The organism is Acinetobacter gyllenbergii, assembly GCF_001682515.1.
Lineage (GTDB): Bacteria > Pseudomonadota > Gammaproteobacteria > Pseudomonadales > Moraxellaceae > Acinetobacter > Acinetobacter gyllenbergii.
The window spans coordinates 186,454-210,370 of record NZ_KV575261.1; the positions used below are offsets into that span (position 1 = coordinate 186,454).

31 protein-coding genes and 3 pseudogenes are annotated in these 23,917 nt (G+C 36.3%); 11 read left to right on the forward strand and 23 right to left on the reverse strand.

From position 1 onward, the window contains the following. Positions 1 to 5: 5 nt before the first annotated feature. From NG55_RS00960 to NG55_RS01060, 22 genes and pseudogenes are all read right to left on the reverse strand, one after another. Positions 6 to 1,298 carry a terminase large subunit domain-containing protein gene (locus NG55_RS00960; protein ID WP_065342050.1) on the reverse strand — a complete coding sequence of 431 codons (1,293 nt, stop codon included), beginning with the start codon at positions 1,296 to 1,298 and terminating at the stop codon, positions 6 to 8. Next, entirely contained in the window at positions 1,258 to 1,776 is a 519-nt protein-coding gene (locus tag NG55_RS00965) for a DUF2280 domain-containing protein (protein ID WP_065342051.1), read from the reverse strand. The genes NG55_RS00960 and NG55_RS00965 overlap by 41 nt, the downstream gene beginning before the upstream one ends. 59 nt (positions 1,777 to 1,835) lie before the next feature. After that, on the reverse strand, positions 1,836 to 2,477 hold the full coding sequence (locus NG55_RS00970) for a putative metallopeptidase (RefSeq protein WP_065342052.1): 642 nt from the start codon (positions 2,475 to 2,477) through the stop codon (positions 1,836 to 1,838). Between the two features lie 32 nt (positions 2,478 to 2,509). After that, complete coding sequence (locus NG55_RS00975) at positions 2,510 to 2,704, reverse strand: hypothetical protein (protein WP_065342053.1); 195 nt, start codon at positions 2,702 to 2,704, stop codon at positions 2,510 to 2,512. A 13-nt stretch (positions 2,705 to 2,717) separates the two neighbouring features. Further along, a pseudogene (locus tag NG55_RS00980) lies at positions 2,718 to 2,939 on the reverse strand (putative metallopeptidase); the annotation flags it as partial. Between the two features lie 108 nt (positions 2,940 to 3,047). Then, positions 3,048 to 3,479 (reverse strand): hypothetical protein, encoded by a 432-nt coding sequence (locus tag NG55_RS00985; protein ID WP_065342054.1) that lies wholly within the window; start codon positions 3,477 to 3,479, stop codon positions 3,048 to 3,050. 262 nt (positions 3,480 to 3,741) lie between these two features. Further along, complete coding sequence (locus NG55_RS00990) at positions 3,742 to 4,164, reverse strand: energy transducer TonB (protein WP_065342055.1); 423 nt, start codon at positions 4,162 to 4,164, stop codon at positions 3,742 to 3,744. Between the two features lie 412 nt (positions 4,165 to 4,576). Continuing rightward, complete coding sequence (locus NG55_RS00995) at positions 4,577 to 5,086, reverse strand: hotdog fold domain-containing protein (protein WP_065342056.1); 510 nt, start codon at positions 5,084 to 5,086, stop codon at positions 4,577 to 4,579. A gap of 907 nt (positions 5,087 to 5,993) precedes the next feature. After that, entirely contained in the window at positions 5,994 to 6,224 is a 231-nt protein-coding gene (locus NG55_RS01005) for a hypothetical protein (protein ID WP_065342057.1), read from the reverse strand. A 154-nt stretch (positions 6,225 to 6,378) separates the two neighbouring features. Continuing rightward, positions 6,379 to 6,555 (reverse strand): hypothetical protein, encoded by a 177-nt coding sequence (locus NG55_RS20945; RefSeq protein ID WP_016540010.1) that lies wholly within the window; start codon positions 6,553 to 6,555, stop codon positions 6,379 to 6,381. Positions 6,556 to 6,735: 180 nt separating this feature from the next. Beyond that, on the reverse strand, positions 6,736 to 7,269 hold the full coding sequence (locus NG55_RS01010) for a DUF4189 domain-containing protein (RefSeq protein WP_081408944.1): 534 nt from the start codon (positions 7,267 to 7,269) through the stop codon (positions 6,736 to 6,738). 238 nt (positions 7,270 to 7,507) lie between these two features. Continuing rightward, a complete protein-coding gene (locus tag NG55_RS01015) occupies positions 7,508 to 8,041 on the reverse strand; it encodes a hypothetical protein (RefSeq protein ID WP_065342058.1) in 534 nt (177 codons plus the stop codon). 92 nt (positions 8,042 to 8,133) lie between these two features. After that, complete coding sequence (locus tag NG55_RS01020; protein WP_016540008.1) at positions 8,134 to 8,553, reverse strand: hypothetical protein; 420 nt, start codon at positions 8,551 to 8,553, stop codon at positions 8,134 to 8,136. 555 nt (positions 8,554 to 9,108) lie between these two features. Next, positions 9,109 to 9,660: a hypothetical protein gene (locus tag NG55_RS01025; RefSeq protein ID WP_016660665.1), complete on the reverse strand. Its 552-nt coding sequence runs from the start codon at positions 9,658 to 9,660 to the stop codon at positions 9,109 to 9,111. 2 nt (positions 9,661 to 9,662) lie between these two features. After that, positions 9,663 to 10,076, reverse strand: coding sequence for a DUF1064 domain-containing protein (locus NG55_RS01030; protein ID WP_065342686.1), 414 nt, complete (start codon positions 10,074 to 10,076; stop codon positions 9,663 to 9,665). Positions 10,077 to 10,255: 179 nt separating this feature from the next. Beyond that, a complete protein-coding gene (locus NG55_RS20950) occupies positions 10,256 to 10,429 on the reverse strand; it encodes a hypothetical protein (RefSeq protein WP_171257913.1) in 174 nt (57 codons plus the stop codon). Further along, positions 10,426 to 11,349 carry a helix-turn-helix domain-containing protein gene (locus tag NG55_RS01035; RefSeq protein ID WP_065342059.1) on the reverse strand — a complete coding sequence of 308 codons (924 nt, stop codon included), beginning with the start codon at positions 11,347 to 11,349 and terminating at the stop codon, positions 10,426 to 10,428. Before NG55_RS01035 ends, NG55_RS20950 begins: the two co-directional genes overlap by 4 nt. Next, entirely contained in the window at positions 11,346 to 12,185 is an 840-nt protein-coding gene (locus NG55_RS01040) for a DNA adenine methylase (RefSeq protein ID WP_065342060.1), read from the reverse strand. Before NG55_RS01040 ends, NG55_RS01035 begins: the two co-directional genes overlap by 4 nt. Further along, a complete protein-coding gene (locus NG55_RS01045) occupies positions 12,182 to 12,469 on the reverse strand; it encodes a hypothetical protein (RefSeq protein WP_065342061.1) in 288 nt (95 codons plus the stop codon). Before NG55_RS01045 ends, NG55_RS01040 begins: the two co-directional genes overlap by 4 nt. Continuing rightward, entirely contained in the window at positions 12,466 to 12,750 is a 285-nt protein-coding gene (locus NG55_RS01050) for a hypothetical protein (protein ID WP_065342062.1), read from the reverse strand. The genes NG55_RS01045 and NG55_RS01050 overlap by 4 nt, the downstream gene beginning before the upstream one ends. Before the next feature lie 58 nt (positions 12,751 to 12,808). Beyond that, positions 12,809 to 13,261 carry a phage regulatory CII family protein gene (locus NG55_RS01055; RefSeq protein WP_065342063.1) on the reverse strand — a complete coding sequence of 151 codons (453 nt, stop codon included), beginning with the start codon at positions 13,259 to 13,261 and terminating at the stop codon, positions 12,809 to 12,811. Between the two features lie 24 nt (positions 13,262 to 13,285). Then, positions 13,286 to 13,537 carry a hypothetical protein gene (locus NG55_RS01060; protein ID WP_065342064.1) on the reverse strand — a complete coding sequence of 84 codons (252 nt, stop codon included), beginning with the start codon at positions 13,535 to 13,537 and terminating at the stop codon, positions 13,286 to 13,288. 133 nt (positions 13,538 to 13,670) lie between these two features. On the opposite strand from NG55_RS01060, the gene NG55_RS01065 reads away from it, so the two are divergent. The 10 genes from NG55_RS01065 (at position 13,671) to NG55_RS01115 (ending at position 23,084) form a co-directional block, all read left to right on the forward strand. After that, positions 13,671 to 14,336 carry a LexA family protein gene (locus NG55_RS01065; protein ID WP_065342065.1) on the forward strand — a complete coding sequence of 222 codons (666 nt, stop codon included), beginning with the start codon at positions 13,671 to 13,673 and terminating at the stop codon, positions 14,334 to 14,336. A 2-nt stretch (positions 14,337 to 14,338) separates the two neighbouring features. Next, positions 14,339 to 15,064: a restriction endonuclease gene (locus tag NG55_RS01070; RefSeq protein WP_065342066.1), complete on the forward strand. Its 726-nt coding sequence runs from the start codon at positions 14,339 to 14,341 to the stop codon at positions 15,062 to 15,064. A 14-nt stretch (positions 15,065 to 15,078) separates the two neighbouring features. Then, entirely contained in the window at positions 15,079 to 17,541 is a 2,463-nt protein-coding gene (locus NG55_RS01075) for an ATP-binding protein (RefSeq protein WP_065342067.1), read from the forward strand. Between the two features lie 2 nt (positions 17,542 to 17,543). After that, positions 17,544 to 18,506: a PleD family two-component system response regulator gene (locus NG55_RS01080; RefSeq protein ID WP_065342068.1), complete on the forward strand. Its 963-nt coding sequence runs from the start codon at positions 17,544 to 17,546 to the stop codon at positions 18,504 to 18,506. A gap of 63 nt (positions 18,507 to 18,569) precedes the next feature. Next, positions 18,570 to 19,931 carry a DNA cytosine methyltransferase gene (locus NG55_RS01085; protein ID WP_065342069.1) on the forward strand — a complete coding sequence of 454 codons (1,362 nt, stop codon included), beginning with the start codon at positions 18,570 to 18,572 and terminating at the stop codon, positions 19,929 to 19,931. Positions 19,932 to 20,242: 311 nt separating this feature from the next. Continuing rightward, positions 20,243 to 20,788: a hypothetical protein gene (locus NG55_RS01095; RefSeq protein WP_065342071.1), complete on the forward strand. Its 546-nt coding sequence runs from the start codon at positions 20,243 to 20,245 to the stop codon at positions 20,786 to 20,788. Positions 20,789 to 20,799: 11 nt separating this feature from the next. Then, positions 20,800 to 21,519, forward strand: coding sequence for an ERF family protein (locus NG55_RS01100; RefSeq protein ID WP_065342072.1), 720 nt, complete (start codon positions 20,800 to 20,802; stop codon positions 21,517 to 21,519). Beyond that, positions 21,480 to 21,713 carry a hypothetical protein gene (locus tag NG55_RS20775; RefSeq protein WP_141669871.1) on the forward strand — a complete coding sequence of 78 codons (234 nt, stop codon included), beginning with the start codon at positions 21,480 to 21,482 and terminating at the stop codon, positions 21,711 to 21,713. The genes NG55_RS01100 and NG55_RS20775 overlap by 40 nt, the downstream gene beginning before the upstream one ends. A 16-nt stretch (positions 21,714 to 21,729) precedes the next feature. Next, on the forward strand, positions 21,730 to 21,960 hold the full coding sequence (locus NG55_RS01110; protein ID WP_005153261.1) for a hypothetical protein: 231 nt from the start codon (positions 21,730 to 21,732) through the stop codon (positions 21,958 to 21,960). Between the two features lie 2 nt (positions 21,961 to 21,962). After that, positions 21,963 to 23,084: a phage integrase Arm DNA-binding domain-containing protein gene (locus NG55_RS01115; protein WP_065342073.1), complete on the forward strand. Its 1,122-nt coding sequence runs from the start codon at positions 21,963 to 21,965 to the stop codon at positions 23,082 to 23,084. 139 nt (positions 23,085 to 23,223) lie between these two features. Here NG55_RS01115 and NG55_RS20440 read toward each other — a convergent pair. Continuing rightward, positions 23,224 to 23,364 (reverse strand): annotated as a pseudogene (locus NG55_RS20440) (G:T/U mismatch-specific uracil/thymine DNA-glycosylase); the annotation flags it as partial. Positions 23,365 to 23,455: 91 nt separating this feature from the next. On the opposite strand from NG55_RS20440, the pseudogene NG55_RS01120 reads away from it, so the two are divergent. Beyond that, a pseudogene (locus tag NG55_RS01120) lies at positions 23,456 to 23,900 on the forward strand (SOS response-associated peptidase family protein); the annotation flags it as partial. Positions 23,901 to 23,917: the final 17 nt, after the last annotated feature.

Below are 23,917 nucleotides of genomic sequence, written 5' to 3' on the forward strand. Positions count from 1 at the left end.
GTTGATTAATAAGACATACCGCCGATACGACGCCGTTTAAATACTTTCTGAATTATGATTGGGAACCGCTTCGCCAGTGGATAACCGCCCGCATCTCCTACATGATCCAGACCAGCGCTTTTATCAGGCATCCCAAACGAGTCATAAATCTGCTGTTCTAAAGTTGCGGTGAAGTTTGGACATTTATTGGTATTTACTTTTAAAGTACGCTCACCTTCAGCATTCAGGATCTGTGCATTGACTGCATTTATCCGGTCTTTAATGCCAGGATTAACGCCATTCACTTCCACCTTAAATCCGTTCTTTTTAAGAATTGCATGATCAGACTCACTAAATCCCTTTGATGAAGTCGCTTGACCTGAGGCATCAGGTATCACAGTAATGTCATGCTCAGGAAAGCGTTCCTTGATCAACTCGCACATTATTGGTGTGTCTCTCACTCCCACCAATTCATCTAATGCACGTGGTTGACCTTGCCTAATGACATAAACCACAGCGGCCATTTTCAGTACGTTAAAGTCCATCCCGATGAGTAAAGGTTCATTCTGGTGAATTTCCTCATCTGTGTGATTCAGCACTCGATCAAAATCAGGATAAACAGCACCACTGGTTAAGTTAACGAATTGCCCTTTCAAATACGCTGAAATCAATTGTGGTGGATAAGACTCATATAGCGATGAAATATAGTCATCTGGCAGATTGGCTTCATTGTCATAGGTGGAAGCCTGAATCATTCCATACAAGGCTCGTTTAGCTGGAGTTGAATTGGCTTCTTTTACAAATTGCTCATAAGTAAATTTAAAGCCCTCAGGCGTAGTCACAACATCAATACCATTCAGTAAGCCAGCTTGTTTGTATCGCATACGTGCAATGATCTTACGCCATGCTTGCTGTGCCTTTGCTTTGGCCATAACATCAAGCTCATCAATCAGTGCATGGCCAATTTTAAACCCCACAATGGTTTGAGGTTTCTCCATAGAACGACAAATGATTGTGGTTCTATACTGGCGTCCGTAGTAAATATCTACCTCTTTGTTAGTTTCATAAACCTTCGTCTTTAAACCCCAATCAAATGCAACTTCATCAATTGTTGGAAAGAAGATGTCGCGGATCTGAGGATAAGTCGGTGCAAAGTAACCTAATGGTACTTTGGGAAATTCCCAGGCTTTATTGCAAAGGCTTGAACACCCTACCCATGTCTTACCAGATCCGAACCCCGCAACAAAAGCACGAAACTTCTTTTCCATCTGTAAAAAATTAGCCTGAGGCACATTCAGTGTCGGATTGATATTCGGCATCTTTCTTACTCGCATCTACAACTTGAATGGTTACTTTTACTGGTGTTGGATCGTCAGCACCTTCGCCGTCACCATTCCTGATTTTTTCAATCTCAAGTTGTTTCAATTCAAGATCTAACAACTGGGTAGAATGGCCATGCATTTCATCCTTAACTTGCTTAATAATGTTCTGCTTAATGACCTTGTTCTTGGTTGTGTCATACATTTTTTGCAGTTCATTAATACGAAATGACTTATTGGCCAACGGAATATCAAAAACATTATTCCTGAAATCCTCGCGTGTCTTTTCAAACAGCACTTTCAGTTTCTTACTTAGATTTTTTCCTGTTGCCTTTGTTGGATCGTAGAGAGCTACCTGTTGTCGCTCAATTTCAATATTAAATTCTTGCTTTACAGCATCAGCTACCTGTTGAGGTGTTTCCATGCAAGCAAGCGACTGAACTATAAAGATTTTAACAGGCTCTTTAAGTGCCGCCATACCTACCTCTTCGTAAAGCTACGTAAAGCAAAATAGATAAAAAAAATGAGCCTTAAGGCTCAAGTAATAACGCACGTTCCGCAGCACTTAGTAATGCTTAGATCAGATACAAACGGCGGTTGCTTCGCGACCTCAACAAGACGCTTAACGTTCTCGCTTGCCCCATGTCGTTTGACTACGCCTATAAACTCTTCAACGTCATGCCCCGCTAAATAGTGCTTAGGTAAACCAGTATTGTCGCTATAGACAATCTCACCGTCTTCATCTCGCTCAACTCCTATGTGATACAGCTCATGCTCAATCAAAGCACAAAAGTTTCGATCAGTGGTTTGCTCACAAAAGCTTGCATCTATAGTAATTAAATAGATCGGTACAAATCCAAACCAGTCTCGCATCTGTTGCTCTTGCCTTGCTTTGCGCCACCCACCAACGTTAAACATGACTTTTTCACATTGACCTAAAACCATTTGCTTTTTAACGGTACAAGCCTGTGATGCCCATGCAAATGCTAGAAATTCCTCATTGTCATGTAGCAACTCGGCTATATGATCATGATCAGGGTTATAAAGCTCAGCCTCAGCAGTAAGATAATTAGCAATCACCCATTCTTTTAAATCTGGTGCTGGTGCCAATCTAATCGCTTCTTCTTCCTCTGCTTGATCTAAAAGCTCAGGCGGCGGGAATGGTCTGATCTGGTCCATATTTCACCCATTAAAAAACCCGCCGAAGCGAGTTAAGTAGTTTCATTAAAGGATTGTAGAAATTCCGTAATTTCATAAATATCACCAAACTGCAAGGTTACACTTGAACCATCAGCATTATCCTGAGTTGTTCCAAAGTAAAAAATTACCTGTGAAGTCTCGCCTAAAATCTTTGCATAATTAATATTTTTAGTATTAATGAAATAATCATCGTACATAATAAACATTTTTATCTCCTTATTTTTTGGAGTTATTTTTATAACACATCACGGCGATCTGCGGATAGTAGAACGAACCCCGATGTGCATGATCTGGATTGAAAAGCTTATGTTCAGGATTGAGGAAAATAGTCTTAATCCATCGCCATAATTCTGGTGCCAGTGCAAAGTTCGGTGTGTCTTGTGCAAAGATCCATTCTGGTGGATATGGTCGTTGCTGAATAACAAATCCGACTTCGTTCATAAATTTCACCCATTAAAAAACCCGCCGAAGCGGGCTTGTTTTTTAACAATCAATTTCATCAAGCTATTTTATTGTTGTTCTATTAGCTGTTGATATCTTACCTCTGAATTACTTATCAAATAAGTATAGTAAATCTCTATCATCAATTTCCTTTTTCCTATATTGCTTCATATGCTGTTGATATTCTTCTTCTGAAATGACTCGTCTATCAGGCGTAGACTCAATGAGCTTCGAATAACGTTTATTATCTAAAGATCTATTTTGGCTAGAGTACTGAGTTTTATCATAAGAGCTCATACCCGATGTTTGAAATGCATCTTTATAACTGTGAGCAGCTTGGTTAAAATTTTGATTTGCCCATTTTATTTTTAGTTGATTTGATATCTCAAAAAAATCCACATTCTCACTGCTATTATTCTTATTATGAATATCTTCATCTTTAGCAATTAAGATAGATGGTTTTTTGCTGAAAAAATCATCGGCACTACATACAGGACTAATAACCACTAAGCTTATAAAAAATAATAGTACTTTAACCATCAAATGCATACGCTCATTACAAATCATTATAATGCATAAATTTTATATAACTTTTTCAAAAAATCCACCACTCCCTATCATATTCTTTTAGTGCTTTTCACCTTCTAAAGATGTTTGCTTAGCCTTGGGTAGCGGCGTATTTCTTGGATTATTTTTGTGTTCTAGTTTTCTAGTGAGTTCGAAATATTTTCTGTATCCATGAATATCACCCATTAAAAAACCACCCGAGGGTGGCAAATAATAGTTTATAAATATCATTAAATTATTCTGCAAGCAGTACTAACTTTTGAATACCTGAAAATTTGTAAGGTTTACCATAAAAAACTAATGGTTTTGTTCGCGCACCCGATTTCAGATAATCTGATACTTTATTATCTAAATTCTTTAATCCTGAGCTTTTTAACACATGTACATTTCCAACAAGCCCAGTTTCATCAACAAATAATAAAACTTCAATTTCTCTGTTTTTATTTTCTAAGTCGCTTTTAGAGAAATTCATTTTTGGAAAACTAACCCAAATATCCTTCATACTACTAATATCTTCGTATTTATATTCTCCTAAATTTATCTCTATTGGGTTTGCTAATTGAGACTTCTGATCTTCTAATTCTGTTAAAGCTGCCCCAGCCTGCATACTGAATATCAGCAAAGACGATATGGCCAAAATTGAGAAATCTTTAAGCATAATTTACACCCTATAAGATTCTTTAATGATATCAAAAAACATCTCCCTGATCTTTAAGATTCAACATCCTTTCAATCTTTTCCAACCACTGCTAGACAAGTGATTGTCCACAAAAGAATTACATTCTTCTTGTAGAATTCAAGATTCATCTTCGCTTCAATTACGTCCATAATTCACTAATAAAAAAACCCATCAAAAATTAATCTGATGGGCAAAAAGGTTCAATTTAATCATGTCACAATAAATTAAACCCATCGTAGTGCTATCAGCGTGAAGCGCTACGACTTCGTGAATTTACAGAATTGAGCGTGAACCAACAAGCGTATTTCCTGATCTTTGACAACTAGAGAACAATGATTACTGAAAGTTTACAACCACAAAGCTCTTAAAAAATTGCTGTAAAGTTTGCCTTCTACTTCTTTTCAGTTACCCAAAGCTTAATAACACCATCAACAACTAACACGCCGTCTTTTCTATGGGCTTGCACTTTAATATCGAAATCACCAATTGCCCAATCACTTTCAATAGTAGCTGTTAATTTAATATCTGAATCCGCTTTAGCTAAGTAATTAACTTGCATCCCCTTTGGTAACCATCTTAAATGAGTTGGGACAGATGCCTCAGCTAAAACCCCCATCACAAACTCCAATCCATTGCATATAGCAATAACATGAACAGTTCCGATATGATTTTCTACAGATTTTCGCATTTTCATGTTCGCAATGCATTTGAGTGTATCCAAACTTTCAATGATTGGGTCCACTGTTTGAAAGTACGGCGCTACCCTGCTTACGACTTTTGAAAGTATCGTTAAGCCACCAGGGATCTTTTTTAGAGATTTAAAAGCGGTTAGTACGTCATTCTCGCGTTTTAGGCTTTCGCCCCAAATTTTTTCTCTAAAGTTAGAAATGTAGTTGCTCATTTTAAAGCTCAAAAAGTACACTTGATGTAAAAATATAACTAAAGTTTAAATTTCTTATTGTTTCGGCTTGTATTGTTTTCAATCATTTGAGATAACTTTCTATTAATACCCTCTAATGAGCTCTATATTAGCGAGGCTTTAATGTGCCGAAGTAAGATTCGCTAGTTGACTTGTATTACACTGATGCGTGTGAGGATTAAAAAACCTCCAAAAGGAGGTCTAATCAAATCTCTTGCGTGCTTGGCGAATAAGTTCATCTAATTCATCTTGCGTCAGGTCCTTTGACCGATAGACATAGATTTCTTTGACTGAATTAAAACAAAATTTACTATAGAACCAAAATATTTCTTCAGTCATTGATTTAAATTTGGTGAATGTAAATTTTTTCCCTTTTAGTTTTGCAATAAAAACAGTTTGCATCATCGATTCTCAGAATTTCATGTTAATAAATTTTAAGCATCCGTTCAATCTATTCGAGCATCATTGCAAAACCCTTGATTGCTTGTAAAACAATCGATTAGATTTATTTAATGGTTTAAAGAATTACTATCAAGCGTTTTAATCAACATCTGACAATCACACAACAATGTTTACATTAAGTTTACGACCTATGGTTTTATTGATTGAATAAAAAAGCCCATCAAATTAATGATGGGCTTTCTGGTTTAACCTCTTTTTTGGCATGACCAATTAAACCAATCGCAATACCGTCTGAGAACAGTATAGCGAGAAACTAAAATACTGAAATCAATTAGTATCATCAAGCTAATGACTTTGATATTGACAAGAGTTGAACAATTATTACTGAATGTTTACAGCCAACATATTTCATATTTAAAGGTCTCACCAATAAATATATTCTTGACGACTCCAACTTAAAATTTTTATGCTTTCTCAAAACCATAACTTAAGAATATTTTTTAATTTTTTCAGCAAGGTATCTATTAGCTATTTTGCTAGTCTCAATGAAAGGTAACTCATCGCAAAGCCAGAAAAAATATGATTTTTCACCAACAAAATAAGTTTGCCTTTTGTAAGTCGATGTTTTTCTTGAATCTATTTCACTGGCCTTCAGATATGCGCTTTTACGATTTGCCACAACTTCGCCATCTAGATCACCGCCAATACAAATATGCATCTATTTAATCCATGAAATTATGAATCAAATTTTAACATATAAAAAAACCTCTCGAAGGAGGTTAAAATAAAATTACCTATTTAAACAAAAATCAATAGCTTCGCAAGATTAATGAATATTTTCCTTCCATTAATTAGAAGCTATTTATTCCAAATCATTTTTGAGAATCAAGACATCGCTGCTTCAATTCATTCATTGCACTTGGTGGCATTGGTGCTGCTTTCTTACTGTGATAATAAGTGCACTCTTGACTTTCCACTTCTGGTTTAAGTTGATAACTGGTGCATGCTGTAGTAAGCAATGCAGCAAAAGAAATGATTAAAATTTTCATAATTTATCCTTTGGTTTATTTATTCCTTAGCTTACATAACTATTATTAAAATCGCCAACTTTTGCTTTTAACTTTTCTCAAGATAACAAAAAAGCCCACCTTTCGATGAGCTTTTAAAAGAATTACATGGAATGTGAAGGTGCTGCTAGTTTGTCACAACCCATTGCATGGCTCTACCTTTTATAAACTACATCCAGAATAAACAATGCGACATGATTGCTGATTGTTTAACGAACAAAAAACCATTGCAGCTTCTTTAGCTTTATCTTCTGAAACATTAAATTTAATTTCAGATTTTTGACCACCTTTAATCGGGTCAGCCACTGCAACGCAGCCATTTTTATATGTATGTGACAGTTCACATTTTTGTCCACCATCCTTTTGACACCCTTTTAATGCATTTATTTGTGCTTCTTCTTTAGATTTAAAATTTCTTGTAGAACCAAATGGACGCCCATTCAAACCTTTACTTTTATCTTCGGCTATCGCTCCCCACAATATTTCAGCCGAAGGATATAAAGTTGGGCTATCATTGGCATTTCCACTGCTAGCCCCACCAGGAATTGGAGCACATCCTTGAACACCTTGCCCACCTATAGGATAATAACCAGAAGGACAATTGCCTTCAGCATGTGTATTTGTAATTCCCAAGAAAATGATTAGAGCAAAGAAGATGTATAATTTGAAAATCTGATTTTTACTAATCGCTATCATGTTATTAACACCTTTATAAATGCAAACTTATTATCGCTATTAAAACCGAAGCAAGGGTTAGATAAAAAAAGCCCACCTTTCGATGAGCTTTCATTGCTTGGTCATGGTTAAACCGTAATACGACCAGTATAGAAAAACTATAGCTTAATTTTCGTTAAAACGAAATACCTTTATTCCTGTTATTTTTTCAAATCTCAGAAACGAAAAAAAAGCCCATCTTTCGATGGGCTTTTAACGATTAAAGTACAGCTATTGAAGTCGGTATAACATCCGACTCATCTTCGCAGATAAGAGTGAAATTAAAATATACATCCCCATCAATTTCAGGAATGGTCTTTGTATATCGATATAATTCTGTTGTTCCATCAATAGAAGTAACTACTTGCTCAATTTGTGTTTTGGAAACATAAGTCATTTGATACTTAACAGGTAAGTCAGTTGTTGAAAAACTCTCCCCTACATCCAAGATAGTAAAATCATTTGTGTGTCCATTATGACTATTATTAAAACCATAGTTGGTTCCACCAAGGTCAAATGAGTTATATGTCGACATTAAACGGAAGCCACTATGGACTTTGTCAATTGATAGCAAATGATTAGCAGCAATTAATTCAATCGTATCACCAACATTTGCTTTAATACCTGCATGATATCCATACATGACCATTGGTGATGCTGGTGTTCCAAAGTCAGTAGATGTATTGTCCCAAACCAATTGGCCATTTGAATATGTACAATTATCTAGATACCAATTATTTGTTGTGGTTGTCATCTCGATAGCCCTTCTATAATTTATTATTTAATAAAAGAAACCTACTATTCAGTAGGTTTCAGAAGATGTTAAGTTATTGAGCTAACTCAGGCTTAAATGCCCAGTAAAGCGATCGCTAAAGCAGATTTCCAATTTAACTTGGCACCATTTACACAAGTTGTTGATTGCTGAGCACCAGTTAAAATGTTTATCCATGTCGTAACAAAACTTTCAACAAATGCTTCAGTAAAGTTTTTACGCATATTGCGGATCCACTCTAAGTCCTGATCTTTCAACATGTCTTCGATGATTTCTTTTGGTAAAGCTTCACCAGTTGCTTGCAATGCATCAGCAAGACCTTGAACGATGGAGATAAAAATACCAAGACTTTTAGTACAGTTACGAATCTCTTTTAAGATCGTTTCTACAATTCCAACGACTTCATCAGTAATCTGACTTTCATCTACATAGATCGAAGTACCATAAAGTTTCTTAATAATGGTTACATACATTTGACGTTCTTGAAGTGTCATTTCATTTTCCTTTTTTGGATATAAAAAAACCACCCGAAGGTGGTTAGAAAAGGCGCTAACCGACATGGATAGCGTTGCACTCCCCAGAATGGGGAATTCTTTAGAATCTCATGGTTTTGATATAGTGGATTTATTCATCCACTATAAAAAAACCGCCTTTCGGCGGTCTTAAAGTTAATTACTGAATCTATTAACGCAATATTTATAATTCTCTTCTTTACTTACATGGCCACCTATATGAACACATGAGCAAAAGCTCTCAGTTTGGCTATATTTAATGGTTTTGGGTACATCTACCCCATAACATCTAGAATCAATTCGCAACGGTTTACGACCAAATAATGAGTGACCACTTGCAAGCGAATACCACACCCCACCGACTACGATAAAAATGAGAACAAGGATTGGCGCATTTCTTTTTAACATTATTTTTTTTAACCTTTCCAATAGCAAAAAAGCCCTCACAATGAGAGCTCTTAATCTGAATCAATGCATTCATTTGCAATTCGACCAGTATAGAAAAAATATACCTTTGTTTCCGTGTGAAAGGAATACTTATATTTTAATTTCTTTAAAAGTATTTCTTTTATACACATCAATTGCTTTACCAGCTTCTGATATGGCTGATTCAATCGCAAGCGTCATCAACTTTTCATATTGCTTCCAAGTCATACGATAGCAATCAACTTTCATTTGATGGCCACGAATCCCCACATATGCCAATCTCCCTTTGGCTGTGTAATTTTCCTCAAGCTCTGGATCTAGTGCAAAGTCCAACACCATCTTTGCAATCAACCAGGACAAGTGATATATAGCAATTCCTTCTGGTTCTCTTTTCTTATCAGCCACGGCGTTTTTAATCATTATGTTGGCTAGATGCTGGCGCACATATTCATAGTCACTTTGAGCCTTTCCTTCGAACACAATTAAAGCCGTTACCGACTTTGCAAGTTGAGTCTCCATAGAAGCAATAGCACCCAAGCGATCTTGATAATCCAATGGCTTCTCTCCCGTTCCACGCACACTTGGTTCAAGATTTGGTGAACTCGCCGTCAGACCATGAGCCAACCATTCAAATTGTTCAAACTTAGTTGCTAATGTATCCATGCTCATACCTCGGAAATATCTATGTTGTGAACCGTTTTCATTAAGTGTTTTTTAGTGCGATAACTCGCTAACTTTCTTGTTGCTGCAGACTTCACATCCTCAACAATGTATGTGCCTTCGCCATTGTAGTAAGTGAAATCAGCAAAGTATCTAACTGCTGGCTTTGCCCTTTTCTCACCCTCTAATTTCGTTTTCGGCGCTAGTTCAAATCTAGTGTGATGTTCTAGCCTCGTAATCTCCCCACTTTGCTGCATTGCTTTAAGCTCAATGTACCGCCTATGTTCTTTCTTGCTATCAAAGGTCATACCATCAAGCTCAACCTTCTGAGCATTGAACTTATTACGTTGAGCGACCTTAGGCTTATCACACTGTTTAAGAATTTCACGGCGGTACTGATCGATGCTCATTGAGGTCATTCTTATAACCACCCAAAACATTCCAGCCGATTAATGATTGTGGTCATTTAGACTCCTTCTCATGAATTTCGGCTTGAACAGCTTTCGCCTTCGAATAGTCGTCAAGAGCACATTTTGTTGGTCCTAACCCTAGAAGCAAAATCAACCATGATTGATGCTTCCATGCATTCCATCTTTCTTTAATACTTTTCATTTGAACCAACCTTAAGCATCTGCTCTATTGCTTTATCTAATTGAAGTAGCTCGTTGTAATCCGTGTTTGACAGTCCACTACGATTGTATTTTCCTCGTAATTTGTCACGACGAGCAACTACTTTTGCTAAATCCTTTTTTTGAGCTTCTGTGAGCTTCATGCCGCATTCCCCTTTTGCTCAAATCCAACTTGGGTTAAATACTCAGCCCACTTTTGGATATTCCTCGGATCTTTCAGCATGGTTTCTAAACGCACTGCAAGCTGCTCGTGAGATTCATTACCTACGGCGTATTTCCCGAAATCTGGAATACGAGATAACTTCCCTGCTAAAAATTTGATTTGTTTTTCAGTGAGGTTGTTTTCAGATTTTGATTCCTGTTTCTTGCTTGGTTGAGCAGATCGATTCATGCGGTCGAGTTTTGCCTTTGCCTCAAGTAACCAGTTTGCAAAGTGGTAAATCATGAGTTCATCACACATAGATTTTTCAGCATTGAATTTCTCGAATGCTCTAAATTCACGATTGAACCAACTTGCTGAGATGATCTCATTTGGATTGATCTCAGGATTTGCTTGAGCAATTTCCTCACTCAATTTTTTTGAACAAAACCAGTGTTTTTTATTTTTAGATTCTAATGAGAGATTCATTGGGAGGTTCTGTGTCCCAATATTGGTACTGGTTGCAGTACCGTTTTTGGTACTACTGGCAGTTCCGTTATTGGTACTAGTACCGTTTTTGGAACCAGTACCTAAATTGGTACCCGTTCCGTTATTGGTACTAGTTCCATTTTTGGTAGTTGTTGGATCTTCATCTTCTCGGCCAACAACACCTATCAGTTGATAGATTTTTACTCCGTTACCTGTCGTTTTACCTGTAAATTTTATGAATGCGGCTGCTTCAAGTTCATCTAGAACTTTAATGATGGTTTTACGATTGAGTACCGTATCTTTCTCCAAGCGTTTTAGGCTTGGATAGCATTTATGTTCATCGCCGGCACGATCGGCTAAGGCAAGTAAGACGAGTCTTTGGCTTGATGTTTTGACCGCTGCCTTAAATGCCCAAATAGTTGCATCTAAACTCATGTCATCACCCCGCTAAATAAGTCACTATTTACGCTAGCTCGAGGATTTATCCAAAGGCATTCCTGTCGTGACACACCGCCCATTTTTCCAGATGCTTGCACCTGTTTTGTTAATTTTTTCCAATGAGAGAGTTTTTCGTTATATATCTCATGATCATATCCAGTAATCAGTACCTTGCCCTTTACCTGGTTAAGTTGGTCTAATAATTCAATATGATCGCCATCACTCATCTCATAGCGATAAGCAACAACATTTGCTGTTCTTGTGCTTCTCACATAAGGTGGATCGACAAAAAACAGTGTGTCTTCATTGTCATATAGACTGATGATTTTTACTGCTTCCTGATTTTCGATTAACACTTGTTTTAAACGTTCCGCATACTCAGCAAGTCGATTTGGGTATTTCTCCCAAAGCTGGATTTCATAATTTTTTTGTCGTCCACCAGCCATTCTGAATCCTGTACTACCTTTTGTTGCTCCTGCAGATCCAAAACCCATCTGAGCACGTACAATCATTCGGCGAGCCTGTTCTACTGGGCAATTGCTATCTTCATATGCTAGATGAAACTCAGCTCGAGCAAATGGAGTTAAATAAAGTTGTTCCTCTAGCTTCATACGTTGTTCTGAATTACGTAATACACGGAATAGGTTTACAACTTCACCATCAAGATCGTTATAAACTTCTATTTGGCTTGGTTCTTTGCAAAGCAATACCGAACCTCCACCACCAAATGGCTCTACATATGTTTTGTGGACAGGAAAATTAGAGATAATCCAATCAGCAATTCTAAACTTCCCACCGTGATATCGGATAAGCGGATGTTTTAAGCTACTCATAACTCACCAACCTTAGGTCGAATATACCCACCCATGAATTCAACCTTCTGAGCCTTATACAAACTCGTTTCAATCTCTCCCGCCGTATGCAATGAAATACGTCCACGGCGAGCAAGCTGCTGTCTAAACTCTTCACGGGTTATTGCTGCATTTTCTTCGGTGTATCCACGCTTACGGAGATTTGCTTTATTACGCTCGAGTAATTTATTCAAAAGATCCAGAGCTGGTTCATACCAGGACTGTATTGCCTGAATTTGTTTGTAATCTGGAAGTTTTGTATTCATGAAACCTCCGCTAAAGCTTGTTCTGACTTGGTTATACGGCGTTGTGCTGACAATTCAGCCACGGATGCATGACGGATCTCATTGATCGCAAGAAAACATACAAAGCCTGTTTTAGATCCAAGTGGTTTGCACTTGATAAACTCGTCATATGAACCGTGCTCTTCTTCCACCACTTCAAAGATGTTTGGAATTACTCCTTCACAAACAGACACCACCATATCGCCCACAACAAAGTCACTGTTGTGGGTTGTTACTTCGTTTGTTATATTTATTTCATTCATTTGATTTACCTCGATTGAATATGACCGTCTGACCTGTTACAGCAGGAAAGCGGTTTTTTTATTTGTCCTGAATACAGGCGTTAATTTGTTGCTCCAGCGTGGCAAGCAGTACATGCATTTCGTGTATGACCTTTGCCATGTCGATTGCCTCGCCTTGTGTTATTCGCCCATCAGCAAGCATTTCTCTAAATTGCTTACTTACGTTGCCTTTCTTGATACCGATATTAAGAAAGGTATCCATCAAACAACTGTCTCTTTTGCACTCAGGTATATCTGGTAAGTCGATGGCAGCTTTGCCATGTTCTGCACAGATCGCCTGAAGTATTCGAAAATCCCCTGTTATGCCCATGAGTTTTGTGGCTTCGAGCAAAGTCAGGTGATGTGTTTCCGTATTTGGGTTGACCTTGCTGTTGAGCACCGCCGGGCTTTTGATGCCCATGCGTGATGCAAGCGCATTTGCCCCGCCTTTAAAGTCGTGAACCGTGTGGTAAGCCGCATCTAATATGTTCATTGCGAGTCCTTTTGAACGTGTTTATTAGATGGCTACTTCATTACCATTTTGGTTAGGTAATGATTGAACTGGATACAACCCAAAGTGTTGTAAAACTTCCTGTTCAGAAACTTGACCATTACTTGCTTGAACTAAAGCTATACGGAGTTTTCTACGTGGTTCTTTATATCCATATAAAAGATGTGTCTTTAGATAACCACTTGTTGTGCCAGCAGCTTTTGCATACTTTTCCAATTGTTCAGGAGTCATTTTTAAAATGAAGTCTCTAAATCGCATAGATTGATCCTCTCTAACCAATCCAAATATTACCTTTTAGGTAATGTAAATACAACCTTTTTTCTTGTTTACCTTTTTGGTGATAAAACTACAATTGACATATGTGACATGTCACAGAACATTTAGGATAAATATGGACAGCAAATCAATTAGATACAAAAATACTCGTTTACTTGTTGATCAAGTTGGCGGTGTATCCAGTTTTGCTGACAAAATTGGGAAAGGTCAATCGCAAGCAAGCCAATTCGCTGGAACTAATCCTATAAAAGGAATTGGTAACAAAGTTGCTCGTGAAATCGAGATTGCTTTTGATAAACCTCATGGGTGGTTAGACTTACCTCATGAGCATGAAATTACATCTACAGATGTAAACATTTCTGATCCCATTCCTTTAATTGGTAAATTGATTCCAGTAATTTCTTGGGTTCAAGCTGGAACTTGGACTTTTGCAGATGGAGTACCAGCTGGGACACAATTTGAAGAGTGGCTACCTCCTAATCCTAAATGTGGAAAAAATGGCTATGGTTTAGAGGTTGTTGGTGAATCCATGCTTCCAGACTTCCGCCCTAGTGACAAAATATATGTGAATCCTGACTTTCAAATAAGTGATTTAAAAACAGGTGATCTGGTTATTGTTGCTTGTGAAGGTGAAACAGAAGCGACTTTCAAGAAATTGATTGTAGAAAGTAACGGTATGTACTTAGAACCTTTGAACCCCAAATGGCTTGAAAAGATTATCGAGCTTCGTGAAGGATGCAAATTGGTTGGAAAAGTTGTTGGGTTATATAGGGATGTTTAATTATGAAAATAAACTCAAAATTATATGAAAAGATAGTATCTTCATTAATGTTTGATGAATATGATTTTGATACGACAGTTGTGCCTAATGCAAAAATCATAGGATCTATAAGCGGTATCTCAAGACAAATTGATGTGCTATTAGATAGTAAAAATGGGGAAAGTAATAGAAGAATAATTGTTGATGCAAAATATCATAAAAGGCCGATAGATATTAAAAAAGTTGAAGAATTTGAAGGAATGATGCGGGACGTAAATGCACAGAGGGGCATATTAGTATGTCCGAATGGATACACTAAAGCTGCACTTCGAAGAGCTCAAGAATTGATTACCATTCGGTTATTAACAGAAGAGGAAGTTGAAAACATAGGATTCTATGGTTGGGAATATTGCTCATCTCAAGGTTGTACTGGCTCTCTAATTTGGGAACTAAATCCTACTTTAATAACAACAGATGATCCAATGACTGTAACCTGTTCAGCAAAATGCGATACATGTTCTAATTTTAATGTATGGTGCTGGGGATGTAGTGAAAAGTTCTCTTTAAACGACGAGGATGAATACCAATGTGAATGTAAAGATAATACCTTTTGGTTAACTTCTATCGAAGATGATGAATACAATAAATCTGTTTATTTACATTTAATTTATCCAGTGGGTTTTGCTGCAAACAATCCAGAAAAATTGCTATTTGGACCTATTACGATGAATAGAAGACCAATAAATTAAGAATAGAGAATATTATGGGAAACCAACTAAACTTTAAAGTAAGCTCGGGCTTAAAAAATATTATTGGCCGAGACCTAATCATTAATGATACTGTTGCTATTTTTGAATTAGTAAAAAATTCATTTGATGCAAGTGCAAAAAAAGTACAACTATATTTTGATAAAGATCGAATAATAATTATTGATGATGGTCACGGTATGACACACAGTGACTTAGTAAAAAAATGGTTGTTTGTAGCTTATTCTGAGAAAAAAATTGGTAATAGTTTAGATAGTAGTGACTATAGAAATAATACTAACAATAGAGTATATGCTGGAAGCAAAGGTGTAGGTAGATTCTCATGTGATAGACTAGGAAAAACATTAAAACTTCAAACAATACATGAAAGTCAGCAAAATCATAATGAAATTTTAGATATATCATGGGATAAGTTTGAATCAAACGATCAGAACCGTTTTGAAGAAATAAAAGTTCTTAATAGTACTGAAAACAAATTTAATTTGGATGAGAAGAAATATTCAATAGATCTATTCTATGACCACTCACTATTTAGATCTATAAAGATACCTAAACACGGTACTATTATAGAAATAGGCGAACTTAGAGAAACATGGGATAGAAAGAAGTTATTAGAGCTTAGAAAGTCCTTAGCTAAACTAATAAACCCATTTCAGCAAAAAAATGATTTTGAGATCACCATTTTAGCTCCTAATGAATTAGAACAAGATCAGAATGAAGTTAAATCGCAATTAAATAATGAAGACTATTTACCAATTGTTAATGGTCCAATTAAGAACTTTATCTTTGATACCTTAGAATCAAAATCAACGCATCTTGAGGTAAAATTCACAGACAACGGAGATTATATCACCTCCACTCTTATAGACCGCGGTGAATTAATTTATAAAATTAAAGAACCAAATGATTTTAATTTAATTAAAAATTGTAATTTTGAAGCAAGCATATATTATTTAAATACTGCTGCAAAAATGACATTTAAGCGAAGAATGGGAGTAACGTCAGTATCATTTGGCTCAATTTTTGTATTCCGTAATGGTTTTCGTGTTTTTCCTATTGGTAATGAGGGAGATGATACTTTTCACCTAGATCGTAGGAAACAGCAAGGTTACGCAAGATATTTAGGCACACGTGAAATTATTGGAAAAATTGATGTAAACGGAACTGAAGATCAATTTAAAGAAGCTTCTAGCCGAGATCAGGGCCTAATAGAAACACCTGCATATCTCCAACTAGTCGAATGCTTCATGGATAAATGTATAAAAAGGTTAGAAACTTATGTTGTAGAGGTTACATGGAAAGATAGCTTAGATAAGGACATTGATACTCCAGAAAGATTGAATACTGACTTAGCAAAAGCTAGATTAATCAATATTGTTTCAAAGTTAACTAATACGAATAATATCGAGCTAATAGAATATAGTAAGAATTTAATATCGATTCTTAATGAAAAATCAAAGCAATTTGAAGAGTCATTAGAGGGGCTAAAATCATTAGCTAGAAAAGCAAACGATAAAGAATTATGGGACCGAATTTATAAAGCTGAGCAAAGATATTTAGAACTAAAACAAGCAGAAGAGCTGGCTAAGAAAGAAGCCTATGAAGCAGAAGAGGCTAGAAAAAAAGCTGAAGAAGCTGCTCGTTTAGCACAAAAGGCACGTATAGAAGCAGAGAGACAAAAACAGCACGCTGAGCAAGCGGCAAAGCAAGCAGAAGAAGAAAAACAAGAAGCTTTAGCTGAAAAAGATAAAGTAACCTTAGCTTATGAGGAAGAAAAAAAGAGAAATTTATTTTTAACAGCAAACTCATCAATAGATAAAGACAATATTGTAAATCTACACCATCAAATTGGAATTTATTCATCTTCAATCCATAATTTATTAGCTAATCAAATTGACAAGCTAAATCATAACGAGTTTTTTGGAAAAGAAGATTTAATTAATATTTTCGAACAATTAACATTTAAGAACCAGCAAATACTTGCTGTTTCACGTTTTGCTACACATGCGAATTTTAGACTTCAATCAGAAACTATAACTGAAAATTTAATTTTATTTATCAAAGAATATTTAGAAAGAATTTGTAAACTTTATGCAGGAGATATTCTTCAAATTTTGTTCGCTAGTGATATTGATGTATTCGAAAGAACATTTCTTCCCATTGAGCTTTCAATGGTTATAGATAATCTTGTAGATAACTCCCGGAAAGCAGGCTCTACCACGGTAAATGTAAATATTGAAAAAATGAATACTAAACAAATTGAAATAAAAGTTTCTGATGATGGACAAGGAATTAATGCATTAGAAAAAAATAGAATTTTTGAAAAAGGGTTCAGTACTACTGAAGGTTCAGGTTTAGGCTTATATCATGTTAAACATATAATCGAGCAAATGGGCGGCAGTATTACTTTGAATGAAACGTTCAAAGGTGGTACTCAATTTATTATCAGACTGGTGTAGTTATGCGTTTAGATTACAAAATTTTATGGCTCGAAGATCAACCTCACAACGTTAAAGAAGTCGAAGACCGCTTAAGAGCCAGACTAAGCAGATTAGGATTTAATCTCATTGTAGATTGGAACAAGCCTACAGGTGACTTAAATAGTATTGTTCACACAATAAAAGGCTCTGTAGAAGATAGTGATCTTATTCTACTTGATTATGATCTAGGCCGAATTGATATTGATGGGGCAAAAATTGCTAAAAAATTAAGAAACTCCCAAATTCTTACAGATATAATTTTCTATAGTTCTTCAACCCCTACAGAACTACGTGAGCAAATTTTCAATCAAAATATCGATGGCATTTTCTGTGTACAAAGGCTTACTCTTCAAAATGAAGCCTACAATATTATCTATAATAGAATAAAAAAAATTCTGGACTTGAATCATATGCGTGGGATTGTAATGGAGGCTGTTAGCGATTTTGATGAGGAAATTATTAATATTTTAACTAGTCTTCACAATCGAATTGAATGTCCTGATGAAAAAAGCAAAACCTACCACTACATTCAACGTAAAATAGAGGATTCAAATACATCTAATTTAAAGCAAATTAAAAAAATAATTGAGAATGTTGATGGCTGTAACTTCCAGAACCTTATCGAACACCGAGCTTGCGGTAGTTCGATAAAATCTCAAATCTTAAAAAATTTTTTGGAAAAATTATTAGATGATTACAATATTTCTAATATTTTTGAAATCATTAATAATTATGATGATCAAGTTATCAAACCAAGAAACTCTCTAGCCCATGCTAAGCCTGTTATCCAAGATGGTAAATTAATTTTTAAAGTTGATGAAAAGATATTTGGAGAAAATGAGTTTCAAAACTTGAGACAAAACCTTCTTACACACAGAGATAATTTTATTGATTTAAAGGCCTTACTGACAAATGGAAATCTTGATAGTGTAAAAAAGGAATAGAGTCCTGGTTTTTTTTCAAAAATTGAAATATACTTCCCCTAACTTATTAGTTTAGTCAAATATATGCGTTTTATAGACCTGTTTTCTGGTTGTGGGGGCCTATCTCTAGGACTGCTAAATGCTGGTTTTACAGGTCTTTTTGCTATTGAAAAGAACCCCGATGCTTTTGAGAGTCTAAAGAATAATTTAGTTACACCTAATCCTTATTTAAAGAATAGCTTTCAATGGGATTCTTCTGAAATCCCTATTAAACATCACAACATTCATGAAGTAATTGATGAAAAACTAACCTACCTAAAAAGTTTAGGTAAAAAACAAATGATAGATCTTGTCGTTGGAGGTCCTCCTTGCCAGGGTTTTTCAACAGCAGGAAGACGAGATCCAAATGACCCAAGAAGCCAGTTAGTCTTTGACTATCTTAAAATCGTAAGTTTAGTTCAACCTAAATTTATTGTAATGGAAAATGTTAAGGGGATTACATATAAAATAAAAAGTACAAGCCCTTCTCCAGCTTATGAAATTCAAGTAAAACTTATAGAGTCTGGGTACTTCCCCATTTCCTTTATTGAAGATGCTTCAATTTGGGGAGTTCCTCAACAACGTATTCGATTTATACTTTTTGGTATAAGATTTGATCAAATCGATTCTAGATTATCTACTTTAAGTATACAAAAAATTCTTGAAATTTCCTCAAAGGCTGCTCCATTTTTGAAGAATGAATTAGAATTTTTTGCAGCGAATTTTAAAAAATTAAAGAATCTACCTGACATTGTAAGTGTTGGTGAAGCTATACATGATCTAAAAACATTTTATACAACAAATAAAAAATTCCCTCAAATTAATGCAACCGATATTAAAAGTAAGCTTTTTTTTCAAATAGCTTCCCGTAATAAAATAGATAATACATATTTAAATTTGATAAGAAACAATCTTGGAGATGATTTTTTACCTACTGGATTACGCTTGGCTAATCATAATGAAAATACATCAAGAAAATTTGCAAAAATATTAAAAGATATTGATAGTCAAAGAATAAGAAAAAAGTACAATCTCCGTCGGCGTACAACACTACCAAAAGACTATTTAGAAAATGAAATTTACACTAAAAAATTAATTACAAAAGTTCTAGATATAAATAAACCAGCTTCAACAGTAACAACTGTACCAGAAGATATGTTGCATTATGATGAACCTCGAATATTAACAGTTCGTGAATTTGCACGTTTGCAATCTTTTCCAGATTGGTATGAATTTTACGGACCTTACACTACTGGTGGGGAAAGACGGAAACATAGTTGCCCTAAATACACTCAAGTAGGAAATGCAGTTCCTCCCTTGATGGCGGAAGGAATTGGTTTATTCTTAAAATCTGAATTTAGCAACACCTTAGAGCATATAAAAAGTTTAATTTCTGCAAAAGAGTAATATCAACTTGCAATAAATTACCTTTTTGGTAATATTTATCTCATAGACAACAAAAAGCCCCGTGCTCTTGGCGGATGAACGGGGCTTTACAGAAAACTGCGAGATAAGTATGAAACAAAAGCCTATACATAGTCAAACGTCCCAACGTTTACACCAACACCCTTCTGCTACTGATTATCAGGTCAGTACACTCGACTTCATCAAAGCCAACTTAAAAGATGCGCTTAAGCTCTTCCCTATTATTTTAGTCGTTTTCTTACTCTGGCTTCTCCTTACCTTTGTCATTTACGGCATCTTTGGAGGATAAGCACATGGGACAATTACATACAGCTTCTAACCCAGAAACTAAGCTATTCAACTCGTCATTATCGAACAAAATACAACCGACAAGCTATGACGCAAAGCGACTTGTAAGCCCTGTAAATACTGGGGTTTCAGCATCATATACACAGGGTAAGACCAAGAATTTGGAGCCTGTCATGCAAAAGAAACGCTATACCACACCTTTCGCGCAATTCATCTGTAAAGACATGAATGGCTACTACAACGTACGCCTTGGCCCAAAAATTTATCTGGTCAGAGTATCGTTAAACTACACCTCTGATTTTGATGGTGAATTCTTCGGTGGAGCTCAAGCCCCACGCTTTGAATGGCATTCTATTTTGGTTAAAGAATCACTAGAAAACCAAGCACGCCCGATCACAGATGAAGAATTATCGGTGTATTGGCTAAAAGGTAATATCAAGAAAATCGTAAATTACCAACGCGCCATAGAACGCAGAGCGAAAAGCCAAACCCCACGCTATAGCAAAGAACAGCGTATCGATTACCGCATCGCGCAATATAACGGTGCCTAAGGAGATTTATGATGAATGCAGCCGTGAATCAACAAATGGCATCAACCAATACTCTAGATGCCTTACAACTTATTCAGCTTGAGTTAAAAGCACCAAAAAGCAAATACAACAGCTTTGGTAAATTCCATTACCGTAGCCTAGAAGACATTCTTGAAGGTGTTAAGCCGCTATTGCAAAAATACGGTGCTACCCTTGTTGTTAGCGATGAGGTGCATGAGATCGGCCCTGTAGTGGTGATTACAGCTAAAGCTGTCTTTACTGATGCCGATGGTAAACAAACCATGACCACCGCACATGCTGGTGTCGAGATCAATAAAAAAGGAATGGATGTTGCCCAAACCTTTGGCTCATCCAGTTCCTATGCACGTAAATACGCATTGAATGGCCTGTTCCTTATTGATGATACCCAAGATGCTGATACTGATGCATATCATCAGCAAACCAATGCACAGGCTCGTAATAATCAACAGAATGCACCTGTTCAAAATCAGCAGCGCAATCAGAACCAACAACCTGCACAGCAACAACGGCAGCAGCAAAACCAAAATGCTCAACCAAATGCAGCGCAGCAGCTGACCAATGAGTTTCAGCAGGCTTTAAACGCAATTCATCACACCGACAAAGAAGCAGATCTAGGTGCGATCTATAAGCAGTTTAAAGGCACACGCTATGAAGCTCAGATTGTGCAGGCATGCAAAGCAAAAAAGGACATGGAGGGTTGGAGTGCGTAAAAACCTACATCTTTAAGTATGTGGCCAAGCTTCACGGCAAAGGCAGCTTACGAGGACGTGTAGAGGCTACGACAGCTCTCCAAGCTAAACAGCAGATATTGCAAGGCAATGAATTAATCAAAGATGTCTCAGTATCGCTATTAACCAATCAAAAGGCTGCACGCATGCAGTCTTTTGAAAAAATAAATAACTAATTAAGGTGAAATATTTATGTCTTGCTTAATTCGAGTATCTGAATTTATTAAACGAGTCTATGGAGATGCAAGCGATGGTGCGACACCTCCTACTCCTCAAACCATCACACGTAAATGCCGAATAGGTAAATTACCTGCTGAATTACATGGTGCAGAAGATGGCAAACGTGGTACCTGGTACATCAACTGGGAAGCTTATGAAAAGCAAACTGGCGATGAGTTAGTAAATAAAGTATTGCAAGGTTAAAAATGTCACGTTCTAGAAATGCAGGCAACAAAGACTTGCCTGCGAATCTCTATAAAGCGAATGGAAAATCTTGGCGATATCGCCATCCTGAAACGGGTAAGTTTCATTCCATGGGGAGTAACAAGGCAATTGCAGTTCAAGCTGCACGCAAACTTAACTCATTACTGATTCAGGAAGAAGATTATGTTTCTAGCGTCACTGGCAAGACAATTTCATTTAAAGATTTTTGCGAACAGTTTTTAGAAGAAAAAAGACGTAAAGATGGGCGGCCTTTATCTGAAAACACAAAGAAGAATTACAAGATCCATTTAAACCGAATTTACAGGGTTTGGGGCAAGATATCTTTAGACTCAATTACTTTAAAAATGGTAAATGATCAATTAGATGAACTGACACCTTCGAACAGAAAGGCGATAAGAAGCTTACTGTGCAATATTTTTGATGTTGCGATGAGTAAGGGTATCTGCCCTGATAACCCTGCCCGTATTACTTTGACAAAGCACGTTCAGAGACAACGTAAGCGCCATACCGTTGCGGGACTACAACAGATTAGGGCTCATTCCCCATTGTGGCTTCAGAACGCAATTGACCTATCTCTTTTAACTACTCAAAGACGTACTGATATTGTGGCCTTGCGTTGGACTGATATTTATGATGGATATATTCATATTGCACAACAGAAAACCACGACTGATTCAATGGATGAATTTGATGTTATGGAAGGTGCTGGGTATGTGCGAATTAAAATTGATGCAGAACCGCAAAAGGTTTTAGATCGATGCAAACCAGATAAACTTCTTACTCCATTTGTAATTCATCAAATCCCTAAGCGTAAAACCAAGAATGCGAATAAAGAGCATTGGACTCAAATTCTCCCTCAATATTTATCCGAAGAGTTTTTGAGGATTGTTAAACGTGCTAAGGCATATCCGGATCTGAAAGGTAGGCAAATTCCGACTTTTCATGAAATACGAGCATTGGCTATTTTTCTGCATAAAAAAGCTGGTCGTAGTGCTCAGGCATTAGCTGGTCACAGCTCGGTAAAAATGACAGAACATTATGAGGCAGGACATGAAATTGTTTGGAATGACGTAGATGTGGGGATTGCCTTGCCATTTGCCTAAATGACATAAAATCTTTTAACAAATGGGGTTTATAAGTTATTGTTTTCTATGATTTCTATAAGTCCCATTTTTGCGTTAAAAAACACTGATTTTTATAGCTATAATTAATATAAATCAATGTCTTAATTTGATTTTACTTCATTACGTTTTGATAATTAGGATAGTAAAAATCCATCTTCCAACGGCTTTGTGGCGGCGGAAAACTGCCGAGCATCAGCAATTTTGCAGTTGCAGGTAGAAACGGTTGTAATGGATGTGTTTCTATTTCTATATCAGTCATTTATATAAAGAGCCAAATTTTAAATTGAGCGAAAAGTTTCGTTTATTTTATAGAATATTCCCGTTTTTTGCTTGGTTCTTTTGTTGACTAATATAACGCCCATTCTGAGACCGTGGCAACAAAGCCTAGCTTTCGACATGCATGGTCTAAAAATCAATTCTGCTTGATTCCAGTAGAGACTATTTTTGAACCCAAATACATTGATGGGAAATCCCATTGGTATGGAATTTATCGAGAAGACCATATGCCGTTCACTGCTGTTGGTATTTATGAACATGTGACTGTAAACGGTGAGCTGGTTATTTCATCAATGAGCATGTTAACGATCAATGCTGATGATCACCCATTTATGAAACAATTCCATGAACCAAACGATGAAAAACGTTCAATCGTAGTAATCTCGAAAGGAAGGCGCAAAGATTGCACTTACTTACAGCCATGATCAAGCCAAAGACTTTTTAGTTGAAATGCCGATTGATGATTACACAGCAGCTCTGAAAGCAGATAAGCATAAATTCCGCCCAAATACCCATTAAAGAGCGACACAGAATGT

Coding starts and splice junctions, on each gene's coding strand:
- NG55_RS00960 (WP_065342050.1), bottom strand. CDS start 1,298: ATGCCGAATATCAATCCGACACTGAATGTGCCTCAGGCTAATTTTTTA.
- NG55_RS00965 (WP_065342051.1), bottom strand. CDS start 1,776: ATGGCGGCACTTAAAGAGCCTGTTAAAATCTTTATAGTTCAGTCGCTT.
- NG55_RS00970 (WP_065342052.1), bottom strand. CDS start 2,477: ATGGACCAGATCAGACCATTCCCGCCGCCTGAGCTTTTAGATCAAGCA.
- NG55_RS00975 (WP_065342053.1), bottom strand. CDS start 2,704: ATGTTTATTATGTACGATGATTATTTCATTAATACTAAAAATATTAAT.
- NG55_RS00985 (WP_065342054.1), bottom strand. CDS start 3,479: ATGGTTAAAGTACTATTATTTTTTATAAGCTTAGTGGTTATTAGTCCT.
- NG55_RS00990 (WP_065342055.1), bottom strand. CDS start 4,164: ATGCTTAAAGATTTCTCAATTTTGGCCATATCGTCTTTGCTGATATTC.
- NG55_RS00995 (WP_065342056.1), bottom strand. CDS start 5,086: ATGAGCAACTACATTTCTAACTTTAGAGAAAAAATTTGGGGCGAAAGC.
- NG55_RS01005 (WP_065342057.1), bottom strand. CDS start 6,224: ATGCATATTTGTATTGGCGGTGATCTAGATGGCGAAGTTGTGGCAAAT.
- NG55_RS20945 (WP_016540010.1), bottom strand. CDS start 6,555: ATGAAAATTTTAATCATTTCTTTTGCTGCATTGCTTACTACAGCATGC.
- NG55_RS01010 (WP_081408944.1), bottom strand. CDS start 7,269: ATGATAGCGATTAGTAAAAATCAGATTTTCAAATTATACATCTTCTTT.
- NG55_RS01015 (WP_065342058.1), bottom strand. CDS start 8,041: ATGACAACCACAACAAATAATTGGTATCTAGATAATTGTACATATTCA.
- NG55_RS01020 (WP_016540008.1), bottom strand. CDS start 8,553: ATGACACTTCAAGAACGTCAAATGTATGTAACCATTATTAAGAAACTT.
- NG55_RS01025 (WP_016660665.1), bottom strand. CDS start 9,660: ATGGATACATTAGCAACTAAGTTTGAACAATTTGAATGGTTGGCTCAT.
- NG55_RS01030 (WP_065342686.1), bottom strand. CDS start 10,076: ATGACCTCAATGAGCATCGATCAGTACCGCCGTGAAATTCTTAAACAG.
- NG55_RS20950 (WP_171257913.1), bottom strand. CDS start 10,429: ATGAAGCTCACAGAAGCTCAAAAAAAGGATTTAGCAAAAGTAGTTGCT.
- NG55_RS01035 (WP_065342059.1), bottom strand. CDS start 11,349: ATGAGTTTAGATGCAACTATTTGGGCATTTAAGGCAGCGGTCAAAACA.
- NG55_RS01040 (WP_065342060.1), bottom strand. CDS start 12,185: ATGAGTAGCTTAAAACATCCGCTTATCCGATATCACGGTGGGAAGTTT.
- NG55_RS01045 (WP_065342061.1), bottom strand. CDS start 12,469: ATGAATACAAAACTTCCAGATTACAAACAAATTCAGGCAATACAGTCC.
- NG55_RS01050 (WP_065342062.1), bottom strand. CDS start 12,750: ATGAATGAAATAAATATAACAAACGAAGTAACAACCCACAACAGTGAC.
- NG55_RS01055 (WP_065342063.1), bottom strand. CDS start 13,261: ATGAACATATTAGATGCGGCTTACCACACGGTTCACGACTTTAAAGGC.
- NG55_RS01060 (WP_065342064.1), bottom strand. CDS start 13,537: ATGCGATTTAGAGACTTCATTTTAAAAATGACTCCTGAACAATTGGAA.
- NG55_RS01065 (WP_065342065.1), top strand. CDS start 13,671: ATGGACAGCAAATCAATTAGATACAAAAATACTCGTTTACTTGTTGAT.
- NG55_RS01070 (WP_065342066.1), top strand. CDS start 14,339: ATGAAAATAAACTCAAAATTATATGAAAAGATAGTATCTTCATTAATG.
- NG55_RS01075 (WP_065342067.1), top strand. CDS start 15,079: ATGGGAAACCAACTAAACTTTAAAGTAAGCTCGGGCTTAAAAAATATT.
- NG55_RS01080 (WP_065342068.1), top strand. CDS start 17,544: ATGCGTTTAGATTACAAAATTTTATGGCTCGAAGATCAACCTCACAAC.
- NG55_RS01085 (WP_065342069.1), top strand. CDS start 18,570: ATGCGTTTTATAGACCTGTTTTCTGGTTGTGGGGGCCTATCTCTAGGA.
- NG55_RS01095 (WP_065342071.1), top strand. CDS start 20,243: ATGGGACAATTACATACAGCTTCTAACCCAGAAACTAAGCTATTCAAC.
- NG55_RS01100 (WP_065342072.1), top strand. CDS start 20,800: ATGAATGCAGCCGTGAATCAACAAATGGCATCAACCAATACTCTAGAT.
- NG55_RS20775 (WP_141669871.1), top strand. CDS start 21,480: ATGCAAAGCAAAAAAGGACATGGAGGGTTGGAGTGCGTAAAAACCTAC.
- NG55_RS01110 (WP_005153261.1), top strand. CDS start 21,730: ATGTCTTGCTTAATTCGAGTATCTGAATTTATTAAACGAGTCTATGGA.
- NG55_RS01115 (WP_065342073.1), top strand. CDS start 21,963: ATGTCACGTTCTAGAAATGCAGGCAACAAAGACTTGCCTGCGAATCTC.